Annotated in this window: 21 protein-coding genes and 4 pseudogenes; 8 read left to right on the top strand and 17 right to left on the bottom strand. The window is 49.2% G+C overall.

What is annotated here, in order from left to right:
* A partial coding sequence (locus tag NSMM_RS08710) for an IS1595 family transposase (protein WP_090283480.1) occupies positions 1-860 on the bottom strand: 860 nt, incomplete at its 3' end.
* A 186-nt stretch (positions 861-1,046) separates the two neighbouring features.
* Between NSMM_RS08710 and NSMM_RS08705 the strand changes: the two genes are divergently transcribed.
* The gene (locus tag NSMM_RS08705) at positions 1,047-1,703 is read left to right on the top strand and encodes a PEP-CTERM sorting domain-containing protein (RefSeq protein WP_176753906.1); all 657 of its coding nucleotides are present in this window, start codon (positions 1,047-1,049) and stop codon (positions 1,701-1,703) included.
* On the opposite strand, the gene NSMM_RS08700 is transcribed toward NSMM_RS08705, so the two are convergent.
* The 5 genes from NSMM_RS08700 to prsT form a co-directional block, all read right to left on the bottom strand.
* Positions 1,688-3,199 carry an AbgT family transporter gene (locus tag NSMM_RS08700; RefSeq protein ID WP_090286632.1) on the bottom strand — a complete coding sequence of 504 codons (1,512 nt, stop codon included), beginning with the start codon at positions 3,197-3,199 and terminating at the stop codon, positions 1,688-1,690. The genes NSMM_RS08705 and NSMM_RS08700 overlap by 16 nt on opposite strands.
* A complete protein-coding gene (locus NSMM_RS08695) occupies positions 3,196-4,041 on the bottom strand; it encodes an alpha/beta hydrolase (RefSeq protein WP_090286631.1) in 846 nt (281 codons plus the stop codon). Before NSMM_RS08695 ends, NSMM_RS08700 begins: the two co-directional genes overlap by 4 nt.
* A gap of 51 nt (positions 4,042-4,092) precedes the next feature.
* The gene (locus tag NSMM_RS08690; protein ID WP_245654748.1) at positions 4,093-5,067 is read right to left on the bottom strand and encodes an MBL fold metallo-hydrolase; all 975 of its coding nucleotides are present in this window, start codon (positions 5,065-5,067) and stop codon (positions 4,093-4,095) included.
* Between the two features lie 2 nt (positions 5,068-5,069).
* Positions 5,070-7,040, bottom strand: coding sequence for an acetate--CoA ligase (gene acs / locus NSMM_RS08685; protein WP_090286629.1), 1,971 nt, complete (start codon positions 7,038-7,040; stop codon positions 5,070-5,072).
* A gap of 168 nt (positions 7,041-7,208) precedes the next feature.
* The gene (gene prsT / locus NSMM_RS08680; protein WP_090286627.1) at positions 7,209-9,995 is read right to left on the bottom strand and encodes an XrtA/PEP-CTERM system TPR-repeat protein PrsT; all 2,787 of its coding nucleotides are present in this window, start codon (positions 9,993-9,995) and stop codon (positions 7,209-7,211) included.
* 307 nt (positions 9,996-10,302) lie between these two features.
* On the opposite strand from prsT, the gene NSMM_RS08675 reads away from it, so the two are divergent.
* The gene (locus NSMM_RS08675) at positions 10,303-11,583 is read left to right on the top strand and encodes a nucleotide sugar dehydrogenase (protein WP_090286625.1); all 1,281 of its coding nucleotides are present in this window, start codon (positions 10,303-10,305) and stop codon (positions 11,581-11,583) included.
* A 125-nt stretch (positions 11,584-11,708) separates the two neighbouring features.
* The gene (locus NSMM_RS08670) at positions 11,709-12,740 is read left to right on the top strand and encodes an NAD-dependent epimerase/dehydratase family protein (protein ID WP_090286623.1); all 1,032 of its coding nucleotides are present in this window, start codon (positions 11,709-11,711) and stop codon (positions 12,738-12,740) included.
* Between the two features lie 187 nt (positions 12,741-12,927).
* Here NSMM_RS08670 and NSMM_RS08665 read toward each other — a convergent pair whose 3' ends face one another.
* Genes NSMM_RS08665 through NSMM_RS08630 form a run of 8 tightly spaced genes read right to left on the bottom strand, consistent with a single transcriptional unit; the run spans position 12,928 to position 19,639 of the window.
* Complete coding sequence (locus NSMM_RS08665; RefSeq protein ID WP_090286621.1) at positions 12,928-13,488, bottom strand: NifU family protein; 561 nt, start codon at positions 13,486-13,488, stop codon at positions 12,928-12,930.
* Positions 13,489-13,498: 10 nt separating this feature from the next.
* The gene (sufU, locus tag NSMM_RS08660) at positions 13,499-13,990 is read right to left on the bottom strand and encodes a Fe-S cluster assembly sulfur transfer protein SufU (RefSeq protein ID WP_090286620.1); all 492 of its coding nucleotides are present in this window, start codon (positions 13,988-13,990) and stop codon (positions 13,499-13,501) included.
* Positions 13,987-15,252, bottom strand: coding sequence for a cysteine desulfurase (locus NSMM_RS08655; RefSeq protein WP_090286618.1), 1,266 nt, complete (start codon positions 15,250-15,252; stop codon positions 13,987-13,989). The genes sufU and NSMM_RS08655 overlap by 4 nt, the downstream gene beginning before the upstream one ends.
* A 3-nt stretch (positions 15,253-15,255) precedes the next feature.
* Positions 15,256-16,569, bottom strand: a complete 1,314-nt coding sequence (sufD, locus tag NSMM_RS08650; RefSeq protein WP_090286616.1) for a Fe-S cluster assembly protein SufD — start codon at positions 16,567-16,569, stop codon at positions 15,256-15,258.
* Positions 16,566-17,360, bottom strand: coding sequence for a Fe-S cluster assembly ATPase SufC (gene sufC, locus NSMM_RS08645; protein WP_090286614.1), 795 nt, complete (start codon positions 17,358-17,360; stop codon positions 16,566-16,568). Before sufC ends, sufD begins: the two co-directional genes overlap by 4 nt.
* On the bottom strand, positions 17,357-18,793 hold the full coding sequence (gene sufB, locus NSMM_RS08640; protein ID WP_090286612.1) for a Fe-S cluster assembly protein SufB: 1,437 nt from the start codon (positions 18,791-18,793) through the stop codon (positions 17,357-17,359). The genes sufC and sufB overlap by 4 nt, the downstream gene beginning before the upstream one ends.
* Before the next feature lie 3 nt (positions 18,794-18,796).
* Complete coding sequence (locus NSMM_RS08635) at positions 18,797-19,147, bottom strand: HesB/IscA family protein (RefSeq protein WP_090286610.1); 351 nt, start codon at positions 19,145-19,147, stop codon at positions 18,797-18,799.
* A 24-nt stretch (positions 19,148-19,171) separates the two neighbouring features.
* Complete coding sequence (locus NSMM_RS08630) at positions 19,172-19,639, bottom strand: Rrf2 family transcriptional regulator (RefSeq protein WP_090286608.1); 468 nt, start codon at positions 19,637-19,639, stop codon at positions 19,172-19,174.
* Positions 19,640-19,724: 85 nt separating this feature from the next.
* Between NSMM_RS08630 and NSMM_RS08625 the strand changes: the two genes are divergently transcribed.
* Positions 19,725-20,009, top strand: a complete 285-nt coding sequence (locus tag NSMM_RS08625) for an efflux RND transporter permease subunit (RefSeq protein ID WP_143001904.1) — start codon at positions 19,725-19,727, stop codon at positions 20,007-20,009.
* Between the two features lie 266 nt (positions 20,010-20,275).
* Positions 20,276-20,449: pseudogene (locus NSMM_RS08620) on the top strand (IS1595 family transposase); the annotation flags it as partial.
* Between the two features lie 129 nt (positions 20,450-20,578).
* Here NSMM_RS08620 and NSMM_RS08615 read toward each other — a convergent pair.
* The 3 genes and pseudogenes from NSMM_RS08615 to xth all read right to left on the bottom strand — a co-directional run.
* Positions 20,579-21,024 (bottom strand): annotated as a pseudogene (locus tag NSMM_RS08615) (transposase); the annotation flags it as partial.
* Between the two features lie 31 nt (positions 21,025-21,055).
* On the bottom strand, positions 21,056-21,907 hold the full coding sequence (gene rpoH, locus NSMM_RS08610) for an RNA polymerase sigma factor RpoH (RefSeq protein WP_090286604.1): 852 nt from the start codon (positions 21,905-21,907) through the stop codon (positions 21,056-21,058).
* A gap of 129 nt (positions 21,908-22,036) precedes the next feature.
* A complete protein-coding gene (gene xth / locus NSMM_RS08605) occupies positions 22,037-22,807 on the bottom strand; it encodes an exodeoxyribonuclease III (RefSeq protein WP_090286602.1) in 771 nt (256 codons plus the stop codon).
* 173 nt (positions 22,808-22,980) lie between these two features.
* Between xth and fdxA the strand changes: the two genes are divergently transcribed.
* From fdxA to NSMM_RS08590, 3 genes and pseudogenes are all read left to right on the top strand, one after another.
* Positions 22,981-23,304 carry a ferredoxin FdxA gene (gene fdxA / locus NSMM_RS08600; protein WP_090286600.1) on the top strand — a complete coding sequence of 108 codons (324 nt, stop codon included), beginning with the start codon at positions 22,981-22,983 and terminating at the stop codon, positions 23,302-23,304.
* Between the two features lie 176 nt (positions 23,305-23,480).
* Positions 23,481-23,834 (top strand): annotated as a pseudogene (locus NSMM_RS08595) (transposase family protein); the annotation flags it as partial.
* 70 nt (positions 23,835-23,904) lie between these two features.
* Positions 23,905-24,201: pseudogene (locus NSMM_RS08590) on the top strand (IS1595 family transposase); the annotation flags it as partial.
* Positions 24,202-24,386 lie beyond the last annotated feature (185 nt).

The raw sequence follows: 24,386 nt of genomic DNA, 5'->3' as shown, positions 1-24,386 counted from the left end.
AAATCAAAACGGCGATTGAAGCGATAGGAGAATTCTGCAAGATAGCGCTGTGCATACTTGGCGTGATTGAATGCATGGTAGGTTCCGCTGAAGGCAGTCTTGAGATTGCCAAGAAGCGTATTGACCCAGCGAAACTCGGCACGCTGCACAGCAGATTTGCCACTTCCCACAATATGGCGCTCATGCTGCGCGGCTGTATGCGTAACCGCCCCGAAACACCCCAAACCATCAGATACGACTCGTGCAGTAGATGACAGACATTCAGCCGACCACTGTTTGAGCGCTTCATATGTAAAACCCGCTACGGGGGTCAAGCGTATATAAAGTGGCTTCCCCTCGCTGTTTGTTTGTATTGCCGCTACAAATGGCGTCTTACTTGCCGCGCCCCGCCCGCGCTTTCCCGGCCTTTCACCTCCCAGATAAGCATCGTCAACCTCCACGCGTCCATCCAGACGGCGTTGCTCTTCGCGCAGCAGCATGGTCTGTAACAGCTTATGCTTGATCGACCATGCCGTTTTGTAACTTACCCCCAGCTGACGTTTGAGTTCCAATGCACTGACCGCATTCTTGCTTTGCGTCATCAAGTAAATGGCCAGAAACCAGGTTCTTAGCGGTAATTTAGTATTTTCAAACACGGTGCCGACAATTGAAGAACATTGGTAGCCACAATCCAGGCATTCCCATAGCTTGCGGCCGTTATGGGTACAGGAATATCGCTCCCCATCGCAGCGCAGGCATCTCCAGCCATGTGGCCACCTCGCAGCAAACAATGCTGCTTCACATTGTGCTTCCGTGCCATATTGATGCAGAAATTCATGCAGTGACAGGCCTGCCTGAAACTGAATTTTATTCATCGCCATTGCCATCCTCCTCTGATTTTGCTACGTTTCTTCGCAATTTGTAGATTTTACAAGATTTCTGAGAGAAGTAACTAATCAGGTTTGAAATTGAGAATATCCTTGTAAATACCCCTTTAATCCTGCCTATCTTTTTCAGCAAAAACACTACTGTTCATCCTGGTAAAAATTAACAGGAGAGCACGATAAATGGCTAACAAATCATATTTTGTTATCAATGGGTTGTTGTTGGTATGGTTGTTGACGGGCACACCAGTATCGGCATTATCGATTCAATGGTTGCCGCTGTCCGACTCAGCCACGAGAGAGGGCAATCCTGGTTCAATTCTTGGAAGCCCCGTGCTTGATTTCAAAAATGCCGGTAAAGACGGCATGGACTGGATAGCTATGGGGATAGGCCCACGAGGCGGATATGGCAAACAAGAATTATGGCTGTTTGATAATTCGAAAGCTGGCATACCCGGAACCAGCGAAGCCGCCACGACTTTTTCTGTTGTCAGCAGTAGCGTCGCTTTTATCATGAAGGGCGATCATAACGACGGCTATGCGCAGTTTTTTGTGGATGATACTGAAGTCGGTGTTTTTGATTTGTATCACCTGGGGCGCGTCATTTTGGCCGTAACCGGGTTGGAACTGGTCATGCACAGTCTTAAGGTTGTGCAACTTGGCTATCACAACCCGGCATCCACCAAAGCGGATGTTGCCATTTTTGGAGGAGCGGCATTCAACGCGGTGACCAGTCCCACCGAGATCATCGAACCACCAGTTTGGGCACTATTTCTGACGGGATTTTTATATTTTATCGGCAGGCGTGTTCCATCCAGCAACGATCACCGGGCAGCCTGAATAAATTCGAAAACCAGGCTTCCACCCGGACCTAACGGAATATCCAGCAGCAGCCAGCCAACCAGCAGCAAACTCCAGATCAGGGCAAAAGCGATGGTGTAGGGCAGCATCATCGCAATCAGTGTTCCCATGCCAGCCTTTTGCGCGTATTGCTGCACGAATGCCAGAACGATGATCATGTATGGGTTGAGCGGCGTGATGACGTTGGTAACCGAATCCCCCACACGGTAGGCCGCCTGGGTCAATTCAGGGCTGAATCCAGCGAGCATCAGCATCGGCACGAAAACCGGCGCCAGAAACGCGTATTTTGCCGAAGATGATCCGATAAATAGATTGGCCAGCATCGCTAGCATAACGAAACCGACTAGCAAAACCGGTGCAGGAAGCGCCAGAGATGCCAGCCATAATCCACCAGAAATTGCCAACATTTCGCCCAGACTGCTGTACTTGAAAGCTTCGACGAACTGTGCGGCGAAAAATGCGAGCACGATGTAAGGCCCAAGTGCCGCAATGGTGGCACCCATCATGTCGGCAATATCCTTGTCACTGCGAATGTTGCCGATGCTCACTCCAAAGACGATCGCAGGAATGACGAAGACCAGAAACAAAAGTGGCACCGTTGCTTCTATCCATCGCGCAAACCGGTTGCCCTCCCCATGCAGCACCCCCTCCGGCAAAAAAATCCATAGCAAAATGATCGTGACGGCCAGCAGCAAAGCGGCCAAGGCACGATACAGTGCGCGAATTTCCATTGCCGTGATTGCAGTTTCAGCCGATGGCCCTGCCGCTGTCTGATCTGCCGGATAATGAACACTCAGTGGTTCGACCCATCTGACGGTCACCCACCAGCCGGTGAGTGTCAGCACTAGAGTGGATGCGATCATGAACCACCAGTTGGCGGTTACCGCAACCTGATAATCTGCCACGAGAATGGTCGCAGCACTTTGGGTAAACCCCGCCAGCAGTGGATCGAGCGCAGTGATGAATAGATTTGCGCCAAACCCAGCTGAAACTCCTGCAAAAGCGACTGCAATGCCAACCAACGGTGATCTGCCTGCCGCCAGATAAAGCGCCGCTGCAATCGGAGGTAACACGACATAACCGGCATCTACGGCAAGCGACGACATAATGCCCAGAAACAGGGTGACTGGCGTTAGCATCACCTGAGGCGTGCGCACGATGACCAGTCGCAGTATCGTTGCCAGTAGGCCAGTACGCTCCGCCATGCCGATACCCAGCATTCCAACCAGCACGATCGCCAGTGGTGGAAATTTGATGAAATTTTCCACCAGATGGCTTAGTAGCCACCATGCGCCGTCTCGGGAGATGAGGTTGTTTGCAGCAAGACTTGTACCGCTTGCCGGATGAAGTACGCGCCACTCCAGGACGGCTGCCAGCCAGGACAACACCATGATGCAGCACAGACCCAGAAAAAACAGACTTGCGGGATGTGGCAGGCGGTTACCAGTGCGTTCGATCAGGCCAAGAATGTTCATAGGGAGTCAATGGAAGTTATTTCGCATTTGAAATATTGATCGATGAATCGATTCAACCCATCCGTATAAACTGCGCCACTCTGGAGAAAACCATCGTTATGATTTCCCTGAATTTCCAGAAAAGATTTGGGTGGATTGGCCAGTTCGAACAATTGTCGTCCCATCTGATAGGGCACAATGTCGTCGGATGGACTATGAATGACCAGTACGGGCTGAGTGACTGTCTGCAGATAGTCACGAGTGGGGTAATGGATACGGGTAATGGCATCGACGGGCAGAAATGGGTAGTAATATTTACCGATATCCCGGATAGAAGTGAAACTCGATTCCACGATTAGCGCACCGGCAGTCACCTGATTGGCAAGCCAAGCAGCGATCGCACCCCCCAGCGATTCTCCATAAATAATGATTTTTTCAACTGCAACATGTTTTTCCTGCGTCAGAAAGCGCCATGCCGTTTCGGCATCCAGATAGGTGCCCTGTTCATCCGGATTGCCCTTGCTGAAACCATAACCCCGGTAATCAATGATCAATATGGATAGGCCGAGCTGATGAAATAACTGCAATTTTTGCAGCCGGTGAGAAATATTGCCGCCATTTCCGTGCAGAAAAAGCAGGCTTGCGCGTGGCTGCGGGTGTGGCAGCCACCAGCCGTGGAGGGTTATACCGTCGCTTGTGGCGAGTGCGACATTCTCAAAGGAGAGATTCCAGATTTTCGGAGTGGAGTGGATCACCTTGTCCGGAAAATAGATCAGTCTGGGATGAAAGAGGAACAGCAACAGCAAAAGCGCTAGTCCGCCTGCAACTAAACTAATTATGACCAGCCAGATCATCCGCTGCATACGGCATCAATCCGTTGCGTTGCCTGGCGGATAATTAAATGCAGCCATGCTTTATGATACTTTTGCGGTGTGATCCAGCCAGATTGCCAGTCCTTGCGCATTCAGCTCGATATCGGTTTGCAACAGCGAAGCGATCGCAGCGGCTGGCAGAGTGCAACCGTGCGTGGCCAGTTTTTGCGACAGTAACGCGCGTAAGGCTTCTACCATACTGGCGTGCCGCTCCGGTTGGGCCGATGCCTTACGGGCAATTTCGACGAAAGCGTCAATCAGCTCGTGCATTTGTGCGGCATGATCTTCCAGATGCCGAATCCGACCAAAATGAGTGAGAAATGCCTGGCGCGGCTGCAGTGCCATCAGACGATCGATCGACGCATGTGCGGCTTCTGGGTCGAATTGCACGGGTGATGTCGTGGGAAAAACGAACTCCAGGTCGTTGACATCGAATTCCCGGTAGGAGACGCCAAAGGTATCCCCGGTAAAGATGGATTCGCTGCATGCATCGTGGATACAGTAATGATGCCGCGCATGGCCGGGAGTATCGAGCAGCAGCAACGGACGGCCATCGAGTTCAATGATCGTGCCATCCGGCGCTTCGATTACTCGTTCGGCGGCAATGGGTTCGATTTCACCATACATCTGGCGAAATTTAGCTTCGCCGTAGACGGCCATCACACCCGCAACCAGCTTTACTGGATTAATCATGTGCGCTGCACCACGCGGATGCACTACCAGTTGCGCATTTGGTAACTGGCGCATGAATTCGCTCGCACCACCAGCATGGTCAAGATGAATGTGCGTCAGAAAAATATAGGCAATCTGCTCTGGTGCAATATTTTTCTGCGCAAGTACTGCCATCACGCCAGGAACGGAAAAGCGCGTGCCGGTATCGATCAGTGCCGCGACTCCGTTTTCGACCAGCAGATGGATCGCTGCCCTTCCTGGACGGTGGTACTGGGCATCAATCACGCTGATTCCGGTTGTGTAGTCAGTTACGGAAGGTATTACCTGCAAATCGTTCAACATCATTTTTAGCGTCCAGGCTGATTGAGTTGTTCAAGTATGGCAGGATTCTCTAGCGTGGAGGTATCCTGCGTGATGGTCTCCCCCTTGGCCAGGGCGCGCAATAACCGCCGCATGATCTTGCCGGAACGGGTTTTCGGCAGATTATCGCCAAAACGGATTTCATCAGGGCGGGCAATTGAGCCGATTTCCCTGGCAACCCAATCACGCAGGGTGGCAGTGATCTCGGCGGCCTGCTCTCCCTGAGGCCGGATGCCCTTCAGCACCACGAACGCGACGATTGCTTCTCCCTTGATTTCGTGAGGTTTGCCGACAACGGCCGCTTCTGCGACCAAGGGATTCGCAACGAGTGCCGATTCGACCTCCATCGTGCCCAGACGATGCCCCGAAACATTGAGCACATCATCGGTACGCCCCATGATCCAGAAATAGCCATCCTCACTGCGTTGCGCGGAATCTCCTGCAAGGTAATAACTGCCGCCGGCGATGTCTTTCGGGAAATAAGTTTGTTTGAATCGCTCCGGGTCATTCCACAAGGTGCGCAGTTGCGAGGGAAACGGGCGTTTGATAACCAGGAAGCCACCTTGACCGGGTGGAACGGCATGCCCTGCTTCATCGACTACGGCAGCATCGATGCCGGGTAGCGGAAAGGTGCAGGAACCGGGCTTGAGCGCAATCGCTCCCGGTGTCGGCGCAATCATATGGCTGCCGGTTTCGGTCTGCCACCAGGTATCGACGATCGGACAGCGTGACTGGCCCACTACCGTGTAATACCACATCCACGCCTCGGGGTTGATCGGCTCACCTACCGAGCCCAAAAGCCGCAGCGATGACAGGTCATATTGTGCAGGCAAATCTGCTCCCAGTTTGATCAGAGAGCGGATCGCGGTTGGTGCAGTATAGAAAACTGACACCTTATGATTCTGTATAATTTTCCAGAAACGTCCGGCATCGGGATAGGTAGGTGCCCCCTCGAAGATGACCTGTGTTCCACCCATCGCTAGTGGCCCATAGGCGACGTAGGTGTGGCCGGTAATCCAGCCAACATCTGCCGTACACCAGAAAATATCGTGAGGCTTGAAATCGAAAATCCATTGTATGCTAACCATTGCCCCCAGCAAATAGCCGGCCGATGAATGTTGCACACCCTTGGGTTTACCGGTTGAGCCCGAAGTATAAAGCGTAAATAATGGGTGTTCGGCATTGACCCAGACAGGATCGCATTTGGCAGACTGATTGTCGATGAGTTCGTGCCACCAGCGGTCACGAGGCGTATTCCACGCGATGGTCGCACCCGTATGACGATACACGACAACATGACGTACACAATCTGCACCGCCCATCGCCAGCGCTTCGTCAACGGTAGTTTTCAGTGCGTGCTGCTTGCCACCGCGAGTTTGTTGATCTGCCGTGACGATGACGCACGCTCCTGCATTGATCGCGCGCTCGCGCACGCTTTTTGCCGAAAAACCCCCGAAAACCACCGAATGAATCGCACCAATCCGCGCACAAGCTTGCATGGCTACTACTGCTTCGATGCGCATCGGCATATAAATCAGCACGCGGTCCCCCGTTTTTACGCCGAGTGATTTCAGTGCATTGGCAAACCGGCAGACCTGTGCATGTAATTCGCGGTAACTGCAGTGCGTCACGGCCCCTTCGTCGGATTCAAAAATGATTGCGGTTTTATTCCCATTCGTGGCGAGATGCCGATCCAGGCAATTCCACGAGACGTTGAGTTCGCCATCATCAAACCATTTGTAGAACGGTGCATTGGTCTCATCTAGCACGTGTGTAAATGGCTTGTGCCAATCGATGTGTTGCCGCGCCAGCCTTGCCCAGAAAGCCAGGTAGTCCTGCTGTGCTTCATCGCATAGCGCCCGATAAGCTTCTAAACCAGATACATTGGCGTGCCGGACAAATTCGTCACTGGGGGGGAATACGCGTTTTTCATGCAGAATCGATTCGATTGTCGCCATGTGACTCCTCATTTAACGAACGATAATGATGGGTAATTGTATCATCCGCCGTTATTCCGGCATGGCTCAAACAGGCAATGAAGGAAAGGAGCATTGACAGTCTGGAAAGCTCATATCGAGCTTTCCAGACTGTCAATAAGGCAGGCTAAAGCTTTGTGGTTTTGTAAATTATAAAGTATCCAACAACTTGCGGGCTTCTTCCCGCTGCGGGAAAGGGTGTTCGTTTGCGAGCAAGTGTTCCAGTTCCTTACGGGCCTTCGTCTTGTCACCGGCTTGATTGAGACCGACTGCATAGTGATAACGAATCTCTGCAGCCTCTGGCACCATCGAAACGGCTTTTCCCAGCAGAGTGACGCCACGCTTGGCTTGTCCCTGTTCGATCAGGATCCAGCCAAGCGTGTCCATGATTGCCGGTGCGTCAGGTGCCTGTTGATGCGCTTTTTCAGCAAATTCTAAAGCTGCTGGATTTTTCTGCTGTTGGTAGATCCAGGCCAAGTTGTTCAATGTAGCGGCATGTTCGGGATGCTGCGCCAGAATGGCCTGATATTGCTTGATTGCCGGGTCATATTGTTTCTTGGCAAGATGGATGCCCGCCAGATAGGTGCGGGTGATCGCATCTGTTGGGTGTTTCTTGATCCAGTCATTGATGCGCTTTTCAGCTTGCTTTTCATTTTTGCTGCGTGCCAAGGCTTCATGCAGCTTGATCATCAACTGGCTACTTTCCTGTTTTGCCAGTGCCTTGTCATAGGCCTTAGCGGCAGCGGCAGCATTTTTCTGACTTAACAAGTCTCCTTCCAGTTCAAATCCAGCCGATAGCTTGTCGTGTTGCTGCTGAATTTCCCGGGCGATTTTGAGTGCCTGATCTTCGCGGCCAGCTTGAGCAGCCAGGCGTGCCTGGGCAATTTTGGCTTCGACCAGATCCGGCTGGATAGTCAAGGCTCTCTTCAATGCTGCTGCAGCCGCTTTGTTATCCTGCATGGCAACGTACATTTGTGCCAGTTGTAGCTGAGCCGGAGCGGAATCCGGCATACGTGCGGCGAGTTTCTGGAAGTTGTCGAGTGCGGCAACCTTGTCATCATTCGCAAGGGATGCGCGCGCCAGCAACTCTATGAGGCTGAGATTTTCACCGTTGGTAGTCTGCAGTTTTTTGGCGAGAGCCAGCGATTTTTTTGGCTGATTGACGCGCAGATAATGCAGTCCCAGTTGCAGTGCAGCCGATAAATTGTCCGGATTGGCTTCACTTGCTTGTTCCATCCAGCGGGTTGCCACGTCATTATCTCCTTGCGCAAGGGCAATTCCAGCCAGCGCCTGCATGGCCTGCAGGTGTTTCTTGTCTTTCTGTAAGACTGCAGTCAGACGTGCGCGCGCCGCGTCAGGATTATTTTCCTGCAAATCGAGTCTGGCAAGATTGATGATGGCGGGGAAATAGTCGGCCTGTAACGCAACTGCCTGATTGAAGCTGGTACGCGCTTTGGCCAGATCTTTTTGGCCAAGATAAATGCCACCTTGTAAATTATGAAACAGGGGGTTGTCGGGATGACTGGCTTGGAGTACAGCAACGGCCTCCAGCGCTTTGTCATATTCCTGGCGCTGTAGATGGGTCATGGCCAGCATTACCCGGGCTCTGTCAGACTCGCTATCCAACTGCGTGGCCATTTCCAGATCAGCAATCGCACTTTTGCTGTCTCCTTGCGCCAGCTTACTCATGGCCATCGCGGTATGCAGCTCGGCATTGTTCGGTACCAGGGCGTCCGCTTTTTCAAAATATTCGGTTGCCTTGGTGGAGTCACCGGCTCGCATGTACGCTTCACCTGCCAGAGCGAATAATTGTGGATCCTGCTGTGCGGCATTCAGTGCAGGTGCCAGGGTTGCCACCGCTTGTTTGGCTTGATTGTTTTTAAGCTGAATCGACGCCATCAGTTTGATCGCGTAGAGATTGTTGGGAATAGACTTGAGATAGAGTTCTACCTGTTGTTGCGCTTGAGGATACGATTCAAGCGCGAATTGGGTCGCTCCCATCAGCAAGACACTCGGCATGTGGCCAGGCGCCGCACCGAGAATCTGTTGCAGCACTTCCCGGGCAGCTTCATGTTTGTTCTGGCTGAAATCGAGCAACGCTTGTGTATAGTTGGCAGCCAGATTTCCGGGTGAGAGTGTAAGCGCAGTTTTTAAATCGGCCTGAGCGTTTTCAAATTTTTTGTCGCCGATCAGAATGGCTGCACGGTTGATGTAAGCCGCTACGGCATCTGGCTGCAACGAGATGACTTTTTCGTAGAGCGTCAGTGCTTCGGCAGTTTTGCCCTGTGCCCGCAACAGATCACCCTTGAACAAGGCGGCACCGCTATTTTGCGGATTGCGTGTTACGGCGTCATCTGCAAAATTCATGGCAGCTTCGAGATTGTTCTGTATGAGTGAATATCTGGCCATGCCAATCAGAGCATCTGGTTGGTCTGAGTTATCTTCCAGGGCCTGTTCAAACATTTCCTTGGCTTCCTGAAACTTGCCCAGCGCAAGTAACGCATTACCACGCAACACCAGCAAGTCCACCTGATTTTCCAGGCTGGCCAGTTTGTCGGTTTCATCGAGTAATTTCTGGAATTGTCCGGTCCCCAGCCAAGCTTGTCCTAATTCAGGCAGCACCTTGGTTGACTCCATTCCAAGCCGTAACGCTTGACTTAATTCTTTCTCGGCCGCTGGAATATTGCCTTCTTTGTTGTAGAGAGCACCCAGCAAAAAGCGTATTTCCGCATCGTCTGGGCTAAGCTGTAATGCATTTTTCAGTTGAATGATTGCCGCCTTGTCATCTCCTTTTTGCTGGTGCTGTTTCGCTTCTGCCACCAGTGCTTGTGCATCCTTGGACTGGCCACATGCCGAAAGAATAAGTGCGGCAATCAGTATTAGTGCCGAAGCAGTTCCGGGTTTTACTGGCATGCTGGTTTTATCTGGTTGATTCATTTTTACCTCACTTGGTGGATATATATAATTACAAGGGAATCTTCTTTGGCAAACCGATCAGACCAACAGATTCATCAGGAATATTACTTCGTCATCGACGATAGAATATGCTAGTTATATCACAATTTACGGATGGTTCGTTTTTGCTAATTAACGGTTATTTCATGCTTTGATGATAAACTTGAATCCGAAATAATCGGTTATTTTGTTTTCTAAATGCGTTGCTTTTAATCTGCGAGGTTCAAGGCAACCGTACCAGCAGGAACCATTTCATTCCTAAAATTTTTGACATACAAGGAACACGCTTATGCATACAGTCGCCGTAGTAGGACTGGGATATGTTGGACTACCTCTTGCTATCGAATTCGGTAAAAAGATTAATACGATTGGTTTCGATATTACTAAACATAAAATTGACAGCTATCGGCGCCAATCTGATCCTACTGGCGAGGTGTCATCAGTTGAGTTTGCAACAGCAAAACAGTTGACATTTACTGCTGATCCAGCAGAGCTGGCGCGTGCAGATTTTATTATTATCGCGGTACCAACACCGGTAGATCTTGCTCATCAGCCCGATTTTGCTGCCTTGAAACGTGCCAGCGAGACGGTAGGCAGGCATATGAAAAAGGGGGCAATTGTCATTTATGAGTCCACTGTTTACCCGGGTGCTACCGAAGAAGTCTGTATTCCGGTACTCGAACAGTTTTCCGGAATGCGCTGGAAGACAGATTTCAATGTCGGCTATTCACCGGAGCGAATTAATCCCGGTGACAAACAACATACGTTGACCACGATCACCAAAGTGGTCTCCGGTGATTCACCGGAATCAATGGAACAAATCGCAAGGCTTTATGAAAGCGTGATTTCTGCTGGCGTCCATCGTGCTTCCAGCATCAAGGTTGCCGAAGCTGCCAAGGTTATCGAAAATACGCAACGTGATCTCAATATCGCGTTGATGAACGAGCTTGCGATCATTTTTGATAAACTAGGGATTGATACGCTTGAGACGCTGCGGGCAGCAGGGACCAAATGGAATTTTTTGCCTTTTAGACCGGGTTTGGTAGGAGGACACTGTATCGGTGTCGATCCGTACTACTTGACGCATAAGGCTGAAATGGTTGGCTACATGCCGCAGGTCATCCTCGCCGGTCGGCGCATCAACGACTCCATGGCTAAATATGTTGCGGAGCAGACTGTCAAGCAGATCATTAAGGCGGGTTTCAGCGTAAAAGGTGCGCAAGTTAACGTGCTAGGCTTGACGTTCAAGGAGAATTGCGCGGATCTAAGAAACTCCAAAATTGCCGATGTCATTCGCGAGCTACAGGACTATGGCGTTGATGTGCATGTACACGACCCGATTGCCGAGCATGACGAAGCGAGACATGAGTACGGCGTAACGCTCAAATCGTGGGAAGACTTGCCGCGAGCACATGCATTGATTGTCGCAGTGGCGCATCAGGCATTCATCAGTAAATCACTGACAGAATTGCAATCCAAGTTGATTGAGCATGGCTGCTTCATCGATGTCAAATCGCAGTTTGATACACTCTGTTTAGCACAGGCTGGCTATCACGTCTGGCGGCTTTGATTTAAGGGTGCTTTTAGAAAATCTGATTTTGTCCAATATGTTGTGATGTCCGCAAAAAATGCTTTTTTGTTATTAATTTATATAACACCCTTAGGTAATTCTTTTTATATTTTTCAGAAAATTTCATGACGAATCATTATCAGCAGGCTCAGCAACATCTCCTAGAAAACCACTACCACTGGCTAGTAACGGGTGTGGCCGGGTTTATCGGTTCCAATATACTGGAAACATTGCTTAAATTAAAGCAGAAGGTAACCGGGCTGGATAATTTTTCAACGGGCTATCAGCATAACTTGGACCAGGTAAAAGCTGCAGTAACTGCAGATGCCTGGGCAAACTTTAATTTTATTAAAGGAGATATTCGCGATTTTGTATCCTGCCAGCAGGCTTGCAAAAATGTCGATTTTGTTTTACATCAGGCTGCGCTTGGATCGGTTCCGCGATCAATCGAAGATCCCATTCTGACTAATGAGAACAATATTTCTGGTTTTGTCAACATGCTGGTGGCTGCGCGTGATGCCAAAGTCAGGCGATTCGTCTATGCTGCATCCAGCTCAACTTATGGCGATCAACCGGATTTGCCCAAGGTGGAATCAGTTATTGGGCGCCCTCTTTCACCCTACGCTGTCACCAAGTATGTAAATGAACTGTATGCGGATGTATTTTCCCGTTGTTATGATACTCAGTCGATTGGTCTGCGCTACTTTAATATTTTCGGCCCCCGACAGGATCCGGACGGTGCCTACGCGGCAGTTATTCCGCAATGGATTGCTGCTCTGATCAGGAATAAGCCGCTTTATATTAATGGAGACGGCGAAACCAGCCGCGATTTCTGTTATGTAGAGAATGCGCTACAAGCCAATGTGCTGGCCGCGCTATCAACGAATAGTAACGCGATCAACCAGGTTTATAATATTGCTGTCAACGCTCGTTCCAGCCTTAATCAGCTCTACACCATGATGCGAACCCTGCTGATTGATCAGTTTCCACACTTGGGGGAATATCAACCTGTTTACCGTGATTTCCGCGTTGGCGATGTCAGGCATTCACAGGCAGATATCAGTAAAGCCGGCCAACTATTGGGTTATGACCCTACACATCAGGTTGACCAAGGACTCAGGCAGGCAATGGAATGGTACATACAGCATTTATCTTGAGGGCGTCTTTAAAAATCAACATATTGTCACAATATCGTATCGCTTGTGAAAAATGGTTCCTTACATATCAAGCATGTGTTGTATCAACATTTTTTATTCGCGCCTGATCTTGTTTGTAACCCTGAATTTTTAGATATACCCTTGAGGATTTTATGCGTTGCGTTGAGCGTACACCAATATGACTTGTTTACGCAGCAACCACTCGTAAATCAGGCTCGATAGTTCTCAGCAGTTGCTCTATTCCTCTAAGCGTGCCGCTGATCGAGCTCGGGCAGGTACCACAGGCGCCTTGGTAGTGAATACGCAATATATTGTCCTCAAGCCCTAATATATGGAGATCACCACCGTCACTTTGCAAGAACGGCCTGACTTCTTCATCCAATAAGATATTGATTTTCTGTAGTCGCTGTTGATCTGTCTCGTTTAGATTGGAGAGTACCTCGTCCGCTGCTGCTACGGTGGCCGCAGATTCTGCAGTTGCCGCTGGTGCCGCCCGGATTGGGTCAGCAACCGCGCGCGCCAGATCCTGCCAGTCCGCCTCGCCATCCTGGGTGATGGTGATCCAGCGGTCTACGTAGAATACATTGGTAATATGATCGATTTCAAACAGCGCGCTTGCAAGTGAATCGTCCTCAGCCTGCTCCGCATTATCATAAGAGCGAACAATTCCCCAGGTGAGGGGCTCTTTCAGGATAAATTTCAGTGCGTTGGGATTGGGCGTTCCCTCAATTTCGGCAATTTTTGGCATAGGTAGCTTACTAATTGATAGTGAGTTGTGCTGAGTTATTGGTTTCTTTGTCAGTTTTTTCTTCTGTTGAAACGCTGACGACAGAATTCATTGCAGCATGCAATGTATGCCATGGCAAAATTGCACACTTGACTCGGGTGGGCAATTCGCGCACACCGGCCAATACCTTCAGTCGTCCAAGATGCTCCAGGCTTTCCGCATCCGCACCGCTTACCAGCATTTTACGAAATTCCTGGACCAGGGTTTCTGCTTCCTGGCGGGATTTCCCCTTAACGGTTGCGGCCATCATTGAGCAAGATGCCTTGCAGATCGCACATGATTCTCCATGAAAGGCAATTTGTTCAATTTTGTCACTCTGAATGTTCAGATCTACATGGATCTTATCGCCACATAGGGGATTATGTCCCAAGGCATGATGTGTAGGATGCTCGAGCGAACCATAGTGCCGTGGTTTCCGGTTGTGGTCCAGGATGACTTCCTGGTAAATTGACTTCAGACTCATAGTGCGAAGACCTTTTGTACGGATCGAATTCCTGCAGCCAGAGCATCGATCTCTTTTTTGGTGTTGTAAAAAGCAAATGAAGCTCGGGAAGTAGCCGGAATGTTAAAACGTTGCATGATCGGCTGCGCGCAATGGTGCCCCGTTCTGACTGCCACACCTTCTTCATTCAACAGTGTCCCGACATCGTGTGGGTGAATGCCGTCAATCGTAAATGATACCACTGCCACTTTTTTGGGGTTATCACCAACAATGCGAACACCGGGAATTGAGTTGATTGCTTCCGTTGCATAAACCAGCAGCTCGTGCTCAAAGGCAGCTATTTTATTTAGACCCACCTCGCTGAGATAGTCAATTGCTGCACCAAATCCAATCGCTGCCATGATGGGCGGAGTGCCAGCTTCAAATTTATAGGGAAGCTCATTGTAAGTAGTTTTCTCGAAGGAGACTGAAGCAATCATGTCGCCGCCTCCTTTGAAAGGGTGCATTGATTCCAGCAGATGTGCCTTGCCATAGAGCACACCGATCCCAGTCGGGCCGCACATTTTGTGCGCTGAAAATGCATAAAAATCACAATCCAGCGTCTGTACGTCAACCTGCATATGTGGCGCGGCCTGCGCTCCGTCGATCAGAACAGGCACTCCGTGTTCATGGGCAATAGCAATCATTTCCTTGACTGGGTTGATGGTGCCGAGTGCATTGGATACGTGCGACAGCGCGACAAAACGAGTGTTGGCGTTGAATAGTTTCTGGTATTCATCCAGCAACAGTTCGCCTGCGTCATTGATCGGCACCACCCGGATATGTGCACCCTTCTCTTCTGCCAGCATCTGCCAGGGAACGATATTTGAATGATGTTCAAGTGTAGTCAGAATGATTTCATCACCCTGATTGATAAATTTACGCCCGTAACCATGCATCACCAGATTAATGCTTTCCGTCGTGCCGCTGGTAAAAATTACCTCGCGCACTTCCCTGGCGCCGATGAAATGCTGCAATTTATGTCGTGCTGCCTCATATTCCTGAGTGGCGATTTCGGAGAGATGATGCACGGCACGATGGATATTGGCATGCTGCGTAGTTTGATAACGAACCAAGCAATCGATCACAGATTGCGGCATTTGGCTGGAGGCAGCGTTATCCAGGTAGACGAGCGGTTTTCCTGCTACTTTAGTCGCGAGAATCGGAAAATCTGCGCGTAGCTGTGCTAACTCCGCCCCTGGGTGCTGCATGGCTGGTGTCAGTAATGTATCAACAATTTTCATGATTTAATGGATTCGTGTTTTGGCGAGGATTAAATCCGCAAGTTGTTGCTTGACTGAGTCCACTGGAATAAAGTCAATCACTTCCGCACCAAAAGCGTAGGTCAGTAAATTGCGCGCACTGGCTAAATTCAATCCCCTACTTTGCAGGTAGAACAGTGCATCCGCATCCAGCTGGCCTATTGTGGCACCGTGTGAACATTTCACATCATCAGCAAAGATTTCAAGCTGTGGTTTGGTATCTATACTTGCCTTGTCTGACAGCAGTAGATTGCGATTCATCTGCCTGGCATCGGTCTGTTGCGCGTCCGGACGCACAATAATTTTTCCGCTGAATACTGCATGAGCGCTGCCATCCGCAATGCATTTGTGAAGCTGCCGGCTAGTGGCCTGTGGCTTGATGTGATCAATCCACGTATGCGTATCGGCCAGCTGTTGATCTGAAATCAACGTTAGCCCATCTATACTGCATTGCGCATGCTGGTCAGCCAGAGAAATATGTTGATCAAAGCGTGAAATTTGTGCGCCCAAAGCAATACTGATTGACTGGTAACTCGCAGCATGTGCTATCTGCACGCTGGTATTGGCTATATGAAAAGCCTCGCGACTTTCCCGCTGCAGGCGTATATGGTTGACGTTGGCAGAATCAGCAAGTTGCGCTTCAATGACCGCATTGGTTGTATAAGCGCAATCTGTTAATGCCAAATATTCTTCGACCAGGGTAATACGGGAACCGGCGCCTACGACCAGCAGGCAGCGAGGGCAAGCTGTCACCTCCTGTTGCGTGGCTACAAACAAAACGTGAATCGGCGCGTCGACCACAATATTTTCTGAAATAACAATACCAACACCTTCCTGCATAAAAGCGGTATTGAGTGCTACAAAAGCATTGTTATGATACTCAGCAATCTGCCCCAGGTGCTGGGTTACAGCTGAAATGTCTGTCGCTACCAGTTTGGATAAGCTATCGATCGTCACGCCATGCTGAGCAGCAGTGCTTGATAATCCCGGCATGTACTGGCCATCTACGAATACTATCCGAATGACCGATTCATCAATAAAGTATTGTGTGAGATCGCTTGCGGTCAATTCCGTTGCTGCGGAGGGTTGCTTGAAAGCCGCGTGTTTGAGCGGGGTAATATCAGTAAAACGCCATTCTTCATCCCGCGTTGACGGAAATTTAAGGGCTGCAATGTGATTAACTGCGTTTGTGCGCAGTTGATCCAGATAGTTGGTTGAATGCTCCGGCGCTGTTATTTTTCCGGAATTCCAGGATGAAATCCATTCCTGGAAGGAAACATTCTTGATAAGTGTGTTCATGGCTGCACTCCACTCGCCCGGGTCTTGTCACCACTTATCCAGTCATAACCATGGGCTTCAAGTTCAAGTGCGAGCTCTTTGCCGCTCGTTTTGATAATCCGCCCAGCTTCCATTACATGCACGTAATCCGGCTCGATATAGTCGAGCAAGCGTTGATAATGAGTCACCAGAATCAAGGCATTGTCCTGACTTGCGAGTTGGTTGACACCTTTTGCAACAATTCGGAGGGCGTCAATATCGAGACCAGAATCCGTTTCGTCAAGCACGGCGAGCATTGGTTCCAACAGAGCCATTTGCAGAATTTCATTGCGCTTTTTCTCGCCGCCGGAAAAACCCTCATTGACGCTGCGATCGAGAAAACCTGGGTTCATGTCGAGCAGTTTCATTTTTTCCCGTACAAAGTCGTCGAACTCGAGTGGATCCAGTTCTTCTTTGCCGCGCTGTCTCTGCACGGTGTTATAAGCCAGACGCAAAAACTGATCATTGGCTACACCTGGAATTTCAACCGGGTACTGAAAAGCCAGAAATAATCCGGCACGTGCCCGTTCCTCTGGCGCGAGACTGGTGATATCCATCCCATTAAACAGGATTTCGCCACCCGTCATCCTGTAAGCCGGGTGCCCGGCCAGGACCTTGGCAAAAGTACTTTTTCCAGAGCCGTTCAGTCCCATGATGGCGTGAATCTCGCCACGCTTAACGGTAAGATTTAGTCCTTTGAGAATTTCGGTATCTTCAACGTTCGCGTGTAGGTCATGAACTTCCAGCAAGATGCTACTATCAGCGCGGATCATCCCACACTCCCTTCCAGCTTGAGGCTGAGCAGTTTGGTGGCCTCTACAGCAAACTCCATTGGCAATTGCTGAAAGACTTCCTTGCAAAATCCGTTAATAATCATTGATACGGCCTCCTCGGCATCAATGCCACGTTGCGCGAAATAAAACAATTGATCCTCACCAATTTTGGAAGTAGATGCTTCATGCTCGACGTGTGCGCTATTATTTTTTACCTGAATATAGGGAAAAGTGTGTGCGCCACATTTATTGCCAATCAACATGGAGTCGCACTGAGAATAATTACGCGCATTCGTGGCGGTAGGCGTCATTCTGACCAAGCCACGATAGCTGCTATTAGAGTGACCTGCTGCAATGCCCTTGCTGACAATAGTGCTGCGCGTATTGGCGCCGATATGCACCATTTTGGTGCCGGTATCCGCCTGCTGGTAATTATTGGTTACCGCGACCGAATAAAATTCTCCTACCGAATTTTCTCCACGCAAAATACAGGATGGATATTTCCAGGTAATCGCCGAACCTGTCTCAACTTGTGTCCAGGAAATGCGGGAATTACGACCTCTTGCTAAGCCACGTTTGGTCACAAAATTGTAGATACCGCCGATCCCGTTTTCATCACCAGCGTACCAGTTCTGCACGGTCGAATATTTGATGTCAGCATTGTCTAGCGCAACCAGCTCGACTACGGCTGCATGCAATTGATTGGTATCAAAGCGCGGAGCGGTACAGCCTTCCAGATAGGAAACTGATGCGCCTTCTTCCGCGACGATCAAGGTGCGCTCAAATTGTCCCGATTCTTCAGTATTGATGCGGAAGTACGTGGATAAATCCATCGGACATTTTACGCCCTTGGGAATGAAGCAAAACGAGCCATCCGTAAAAACGGCTGAATTGAGTGCCGCATAAAAATTATCCCCTGGCGGCACAACGGTGCCTAGGTACTGCTTAATCAATTCCGGATGATTGTGCACCGCCTCTGAAAATGAGCAAAAAATAATGCCTACTTCCGCCAACTTTTCTTTGTAGGTAGTTGCAACCGATACGCTGTCAAAAATGACATCAACTGCCACGCCAGCCAGTGCAGCGCGTTCATGCATCGGTACCCCCAGTTTTTCAAAGGTGCGCAGCAATTCTGGATCAACCTCGTCCATGCTGGCCAGCTTTTTCTTCGACTTGGGCGCAGAGTAATAGCTGATTGCCTGGAAGTCGATCTCCGGGTAGTGTACGTTCTGCCAGGCGGGTGCTGTCATGTTTAGCCATCTGCGGTAAGCTTCCAGCCGGAAATCAAGCAGCCACGCAGGTTCATTTTTTTTGGAAGATACCATCCGGATGGTATCTTCGCTTAATCCTTTAGGTGCGGTATCGGATTCGATTTTTGTGACGAAACCGTGTTTGTATGGTTGATTAACCAGATGTTGTAGTGCAACACTCATTTTTTATATTTCCTGAAGTTTTTCATGTTTTTTAAGACTGAAACTTTCCCCGCAGCCACATGTACTGTCTATATTCGGATTGCGGAACTTAAACATGCTATTCAGTCCTTCCTGAACAAAATCGATTTCGGCGTCTTCAAAAATAGATAGATCGGTTCGATTAACGACAATCTTGGCGTCATTTGATTCGAATAATTCATCTGTTTCTTGAATCTCATCAGCGAAATCGAATAGATAAGAAAACCCTGAGCACCCTGATTTTTTTACTCCAAGTCGTAAGGCAAGTCCTTTGCCACGTTTAATTAGCTGCCGCCGGATCTGATCTGCGGCACGTTCAGTTAATGTAATTGTCATAAACTCACTCTCACCAAGGTGTATTTAGAAAGCGGCTTCACGCATATCGTAAAGTTTGACGACAGCTTGCTCGCGTTGTAGTTCACGCTGACTCTGCTCGTCTACCAGGCGTTTCAACGTGACATGACTGAGATAATCGAAAATAATTTCGTTGAGCTTTGCCCATAAATCATGCGTCATGCATTTGCTGTCACCGAGGCAATTTTCCTTGCCACCGCATTGGGTACTATCGATTGGCTCGTCGACCGCCAGAATGATATCAGCCACAGACACCTCGTCCAGTCCTTTGGCCAGACAATAACCACCGCCTGGTCCACGTACACTATCCACTAATTTCCGCTGGCGTAATTTAGAAAACAATTGCTCCAGATAAGATAATGAAATTTTTTGCCGTTGACTGATATCCGCCAGGGAAACAGGGCCGCTACCGTGCCGTATCGCAATATCCAGAAGCGCGGTTACCGCAAATCTTCCTTTCGTTGTTAGTCTCATTGTGATTCCTTAGTACAATAGAACAATTAAAAATATACCCGACGATTTTTGTCAACTATACAATACCAGACAAATTTAGTCAACCATGAATGAAATTCACGTTGCAATGTTCAATGGACTGCTGTCAGTTAAAGTGCTGGGAGAAGGTATAGTGGGCGCCGGCGAAGTCATCGAGCGTGTCGAACAACACGCGGCTGAATATCTTCCGGAGGGCTATCAACTTGCGTGGACTGGCAAAGCATTTCAGGTAGAGCAGGCCGGTACGGCCGCTGTATTTGCCTTCAGTCTTGCCGTAGCCATGGTTTTTCTGATTCTTGCTGCCCCGATATCGAATTGCCTACAAATTAAAAGTAGGCTATGTTCGCGTTAATATGTTGATGCCACCAAGCGTCCAAAGCGGCGCGTAATATATACTTTGGTGTCAAAGCGTCTTTGGTTTCATCTAAAATGTGTCGCCAGCCGAGATAGCTGGGCAGATAACGAGTTGCCACGCCATGAAAGCGATGCGCCCAGTTTTTAGTCACTATTTCCGCGCGACAGCGCCCATGGCTTTACTGCTGTCAGTATGCATTGATTGAAAATCGCATATTGGCCACGCCATTGTTCCCCAAGTGCGGTCATATAACTAAATTGCACGCAGCATCAGGTCAAAGCGTGCGTACCAGCGCAAAAGTCTGCGATATACATCGCAGCACAACATTTCGCTGGCATCATTGTTTTCTTAAATTGCCTAATGAGTAGAAAGCCGCAAGTTTGGTTGGCATTGCTTAAGCTGACGAAGCCTTCTTTCTTGAATTATTCAAGGGTAAGTAACATGCTATGACGCGCCGGTCACACAAACACGGCACTCAACCATTGCTGACAAACGATGCGGTTCTCTATACTGGGCACCTCGAATAACCTGAGGTTTTCAGTCAATCCTTCCGCAAAATGATGAGCGCGACCGATAGCGCGCAGCAACTTGCCGCCCATCTGCTTGATAGCGCCGAGCACGTGTTCGACCCGTGCGCGCGTCTTGGCAATACGCTTGTTGCGTCGCTGCTGGTACTCGGACAGCAGCTTGTTGCGCTTGCCCTTCCGCTGAACTGGTTTCGGAAACCGTTCTCCTTGAGCCAGGCTTCACGCTCCTCCGACGGATAGCCTCGATCGACATAGATATCACGACTCGTGTTGCTCGCGTCAAAGACGTTGTTAAAGTGCTGGCTGTCGTGCGTGGAGGCGATGTTGGTCTCAATCCGGCGGATGATCTTGTGCTTCTTGTCGATACTGATCGACAGCTTGTAGCCGAAGCGACTCTTGCCGTGCTTCTTCGTCCAGGTCGCGTCGGTGTCCTTCTAGCGCCGCTTCGCCGGCTTTCAGTCGGCGGGCATCGCGCCTTGCCCCTGTTTGGTTTTGTCTGTGCGTGAAAAATACTTTTTACATTTTCGTGGTTATCGTATTTCGTATTTTGGCCATTGCCTTACTTTCAAGCTGGCGTACACGTTCAGCAGAGATGCCCAGCTCACTTGCCAGTTCATGCAATGTCGTAGCTTTTGCATCATCCTGCAGCCAGCGTGCTTCTATGATGCGGCGGCTGCGCACATCCAGGCTATCCAGTGATTGTTGGAGACGTGCATGTGTAACTTCTTCAAGCTCGGCATTTTCCAGCGTTTGAGAGGGATCAGCACCATCGGTCAGGTAATAAATAGGGCTGGTGAACTCGTCATCTTCTTCCGACAAGGGTTCTAGAGATACATCACGCCCGCTGAAGCGGGTTTCCATTTCGACCACTTCTTTAGTTGTGACGCCTAGCTCTTTTGCCATATTGGCTACTTCCGTTTGATTCATGGCGTCTAATCCTTTCTTCATGCTGCGAAGATTGAAAAAGAGCTTGCGCTGATGTTTAGTCGTGGCAATCTTGACCAAGCGCCAGTTACGTATGACGAACTCATGGATTTCGGCTTTGATCCAGTGTGTGGCAAAGGTCATCAGCCGTATGCCGCGTTCAGGATCGAAACGTCGAACTGCTTTCATCAGGCCAATCGTTCCTTCTTGAATAAGATCGGCGTGTGACAGCCCATAACCCAGATAGCCACGCGCCACGGCGATCACCGAGCGCAAGTGTGATAGCACTAATTGATGAGCCGCAGCTACATCGCCTTCATCGCGCAGGCGCTTTGCCAGCGAATACTCTTCTTCCCGAGATAAAATCGGGTAAGCGTTGGCTGTCTGGATGTAATTTTCCAGACCTCCGCTAACCGTAACCGGCATCGCATAAGCTTCATTCATGGTTTACCTCCCATTTCTGAATTAAAATTTCTATGTAAATTCTAGCACTTGTTGGACAAGAGTGCTAATAAAGATGTTCCCTCGAAAATAATAATGCTGAGATGGAAATGAATTCCAAATGGATGAGAGCTACAACGAGAGTTCCGCCGTTATTGGTGCATGATCAGACGGTCTTTCCAATTTTCTGGGTGCGATATCCACCCAGCAGCGTGTGCATGAATGAGCCATTTCAGCACTGATCAATATATGATCGATGCGCAGCCCATGATTGCGACGAAAACTCATCATGCGGTAATCCCACCAAGTATAAGTTCCAGGGGGTTGCGTGAAAAGACGAAAGCTGTCGACAAGCCCTGTCGCCAGTAACTGCTGGAAGGCTTCCCGTTCAGGTGCGCTACACAGTACTTTCCCTTCCCATGCTGGCGGGTCATAAACATCGCTGCTTGTCGGTGCGATATTGAAATCTCCCAGTAGCGCAATTTTCGAGTGACGTTTGCGCTCTTCCTGCAAAAAACTGGTGAGCGCCTTCAACCATTCCAGTTTGTAGGAATATTTTTCTGAATCCACACGCTCACCATTAGGCACGTAGATGCAAATGACGCGAATATCATTGCAAGTAGCTGCGATCAGCCGTTTCTGAGGGTCATTCAGCCCAGGCAGCGCTGTACAATAATCGGTATCGGTATTGACCTTGCTCAATAACGCAACGCCATTGTAAGTTTTTTGTCCGCTGAAAATTGCGTGATAACCAATTTCAGCAATTTCATCAACAGGAAAATGTGCATCTTGCAGCTTGGTTTCCTGCAAGCACAGCACATCTGGCTGATTCAGTTTGAGCCAATCGACTACCTGTGGCAAGCGAACTTTGAGTGAGTTGACATTCCAGGAGGAGAGTTTCATTGTTTTATTTTGTGCGTCATTCTCGGAAAGCAGGATAAATTCTGATTTGCCGATACCTTTGTATAACTGATCTGCCCCGCACGCAGCAAATCATCTAAGCAATGACAGGCGTTGCCCGGTTCTGATAGAATTAACGACTCTTTTAAGAATGACGCCAGACGAGGAATATCATCATGACTTATGTAGTGACTGAAAGTTGTATCAAATGCAAATACACCGATTGTGTCGATGTTTGTCCAGTCGACTGCTTCCATGAAGGCCCTAATTTTCTGGCGATTGATCCTGACGAATGTATCGATTGTACCTTATGCGTCGCAGAATGTCCGGTTGAAGCAATCTATGCCGAAGATGATGTTCCGGACAATCAACGCCATTTCATCGCGCTTAATGCGGAATTATCGAAAACTTGGAAGACGCTCACCGAAAAAATTGATGCGTTGCCAGACGCCGATGAATGGGCAAAAGTTACTGACAAGCTCGATAAGCTGGAGCGGTAACCATCATTCAATCTTAATTTGTGCTGCGCGCAGAGAGTGCGTAAAAATTCTGCGCTGCAGTCTTAATGTCAATATTAATTACCTTTGCATGCGCTCTCTGTAAACCTAATCTCAAAATCTTCTTAATTAGTTATCTGCATCAAGAATTCTCAACACTGAGTGGAAGATCTTTTGTCATCGCAGCGGTGCGTCGAGCGAGTCTGAATGTTCTAGCCAAGCGGCATGGGATTAATCCAAAAACGGTAGCGAAGTGGCGGAAGCGGGAATTCACCCACGATGCGCCGATGGGTCCCAAAGAGGCGCACTTGACCGTTTTAGGTCTGGAGGAAGGGGCCGCTGTTGTGGCGTTTCGCAAACATACACTTCTACCGCTGGATGATTGTCTATATGCCTTGCAACCAAGCATTCCGCATTTGACTCGCTCAAGCCTGCATCGCTGCTTTCAACGGCATGACATCAGTCGGTTGCCGGGTGTTGAGGGCGACAAGCCAAAGAAAAAGTTTAATGCCTATCCAATTGGCTACTGCCATAGAGTACACCTGCAAAATCTGGACAAATAAGTCAGATCGTTTTACCTTTGACTCATTCCAGCACACCGTGGGACTAAACATCTACCGGTCTGTGGCTCATAACCTCGGAATTACCCATCGCTCCGTCAATCTCTCTGCTGGAATTCGAGTCATTGCTGGTGTTTACCATATCCAGAATGTTAATGCCTACGACAGCAGACTTAAACAGCGGATGAAAAGATTTCATGGGGTCGCAACCAAATACCTGGAAAATTACCTGGGCTGGCGTAGATGGCTGGAACGTTGGGGCGGGCACAACTCGCCAATCATTGGTCTCCAGGCCGCTCTCGGACGAGAAAATCAGTTTCAACGTTTAATGCAGACATAGCCTTACATTATGTAGGTAAATTCGTGATGGTTTTATATTTCCATGCTTCAGGTATGGAAAAAAAACTTGACTAAGGATGAGAAGGTGACTACGCTTTCAGGTGTATCTGGCGTGAAAGATGTAACTTTGCCGGAACAAAAGCAGAAACAAAAGGTCACAAACAGAGCAAAGACCGCATGAAAATT

Source organism: Nitrosomonas mobilis, from assembly GCF_900103035.1.
GTDB classification, from domain to species: domain Bacteria; phylum Pseudomonadota; class Gammaproteobacteria; order Burkholderiales; family Nitrosomonadaceae; genus Nitrosomonas; species Nitrosomonas mobilis.
This window is presented reverse-complemented; position numbering and strand designations above follow the sequence as displayed.

What these genes read in the sequence shown, in the direction of transcription:
- sufC (WP_090286614.1), bottom strand. Translation starts at nt 17,360, where the DNA reads ATGATCCGCGCTGATAGTAGCATCTTGCTGGAAGTTCATGACCTACAC.
- NSMM_RS08630 (WP_090286608.1), bottom strand. Translation starts at nt 19,639, where the DNA reads ATGAGACTAACAACGAAAGGAAGATTTGCGGTAACCGCGCTTCTGGAT.
- NSMM_RS08670 (WP_090286623.1), top strand. Translation starts at nt 11,709, where the DNA reads ATGACGAATCATTATCAGCAGGCTCAGCAACATCTCCTAGAAAACCAC.
- NSMM_RS08675 (WP_090286625.1), top strand. Translation starts at nt 10,303, where the DNA reads ATGCATACAGTCGCCGTAGTAGGACTGGGATATGTTGGACTACCTCTT.
- NSMM_RS08635 (WP_090286610.1), bottom strand. Translation starts at nt 19,147, where the DNA reads ATGACAATTACATTAACTGAACGTGCCGCAGATCAGATCCGGCGGCAG.
- NSMM_RS08695 (WP_090286631.1), bottom strand. Translation starts at nt 4,041, where the DNA reads ATGCAGCGGATGATCTGGCTGGTCATAATTAGTTTAGTTGCAGGCGGA.
- acs (WP_090286629.1), bottom strand. Translation starts at nt 7,040, where the DNA reads ATGGCGACAATCGAATCGATTCTGCATGAAAAACGCGTATTCCCCCCC.
- fdxA (WP_090286600.1), top strand. Translation starts at nt 22,981, where the DNA reads ATGACTTATGTAGTGACTGAAAGTTGTATCAAATGCAAATACACCGAT.
- prsT (WP_090286627.1), bottom strand. Translation starts at nt 9,995, where the DNA reads ATGAATCAACCAGATAAAACCAGCATGCCAGTAAAACCCGGAACTGCT.
- NSMM_RS08700 (WP_090286632.1), bottom strand. Translation starts at nt 3,199, where the DNA reads ATGAACATTCTTGGCCTGATCGAACGCACTGGTAACCGCCTGCCACAT.
- NSMM_RS08625 (WP_143001904.1), top strand. Translation starts at nt 19,725, where the DNA reads ATGAATGAAATTCACGTTGCAATGTTCAATGGACTGCTGTCAGTTAAA.
- NSMM_RS08705 (WP_176753906.1), top strand. Translation starts at nt 1,047, where the DNA reads ATGGCTAACAAATCATATTTTGTTATCAATGGGTTGTTGTTGGTATGG.
- NSMM_RS08690 (WP_245654748.1), bottom strand. Translation starts at nt 5,067, where the DNA reads ATGATGTTGAACGATTTGCAGGTAATACCTTCCGTAACTGACTACACA.
- rpoH (WP_090286604.1), bottom strand. Translation starts at nt 21,907, where the DNA reads ATGAATGAAGCTTATGCGATGCCGGTTACGGTTAGCGGAGGTCTGGAA.
- xth (WP_090286602.1), bottom strand. Translation starts at nt 22,807, where the DNA reads ATGAAACTCTCCTCCTGGAATGTCAACTCACTCAAAGTTCGCTTGCCA.
- NSMM_RS08665 (WP_090286621.1), bottom strand. Translation starts at nt 13,488, where the DNA reads ATGCCAAAAATTGCCGAAATTGAGGGAACGCCCAATCCCAACGCACTG.
- sufU (WP_090286620.1), bottom strand. Translation starts at nt 13,990, where the DNA reads ATGAGTCTGAAGTCAATTTACCAGGAAGTCATCCTGGACCACAACCGG.
- sufD (WP_090286616.1), bottom strand. Translation starts at nt 16,569, where the DNA reads ATGAACACACTTATCAAGAATGTTTCCTTCCAGGAATGGATTTCATCC.
- sufB (WP_090286612.1), bottom strand. Translation starts at nt 18,793, where the DNA reads ATGAGTGTTGCACTACAACATCTGGTTAATCAACCATACAAACACGGT.
- NSMM_RS08655 (WP_090286618.1), bottom strand. Translation starts at nt 15,252, where the DNA reads ATGAAAATTGTTGATACATTACTGACACCAGCCATGCAGCACCCAGGG.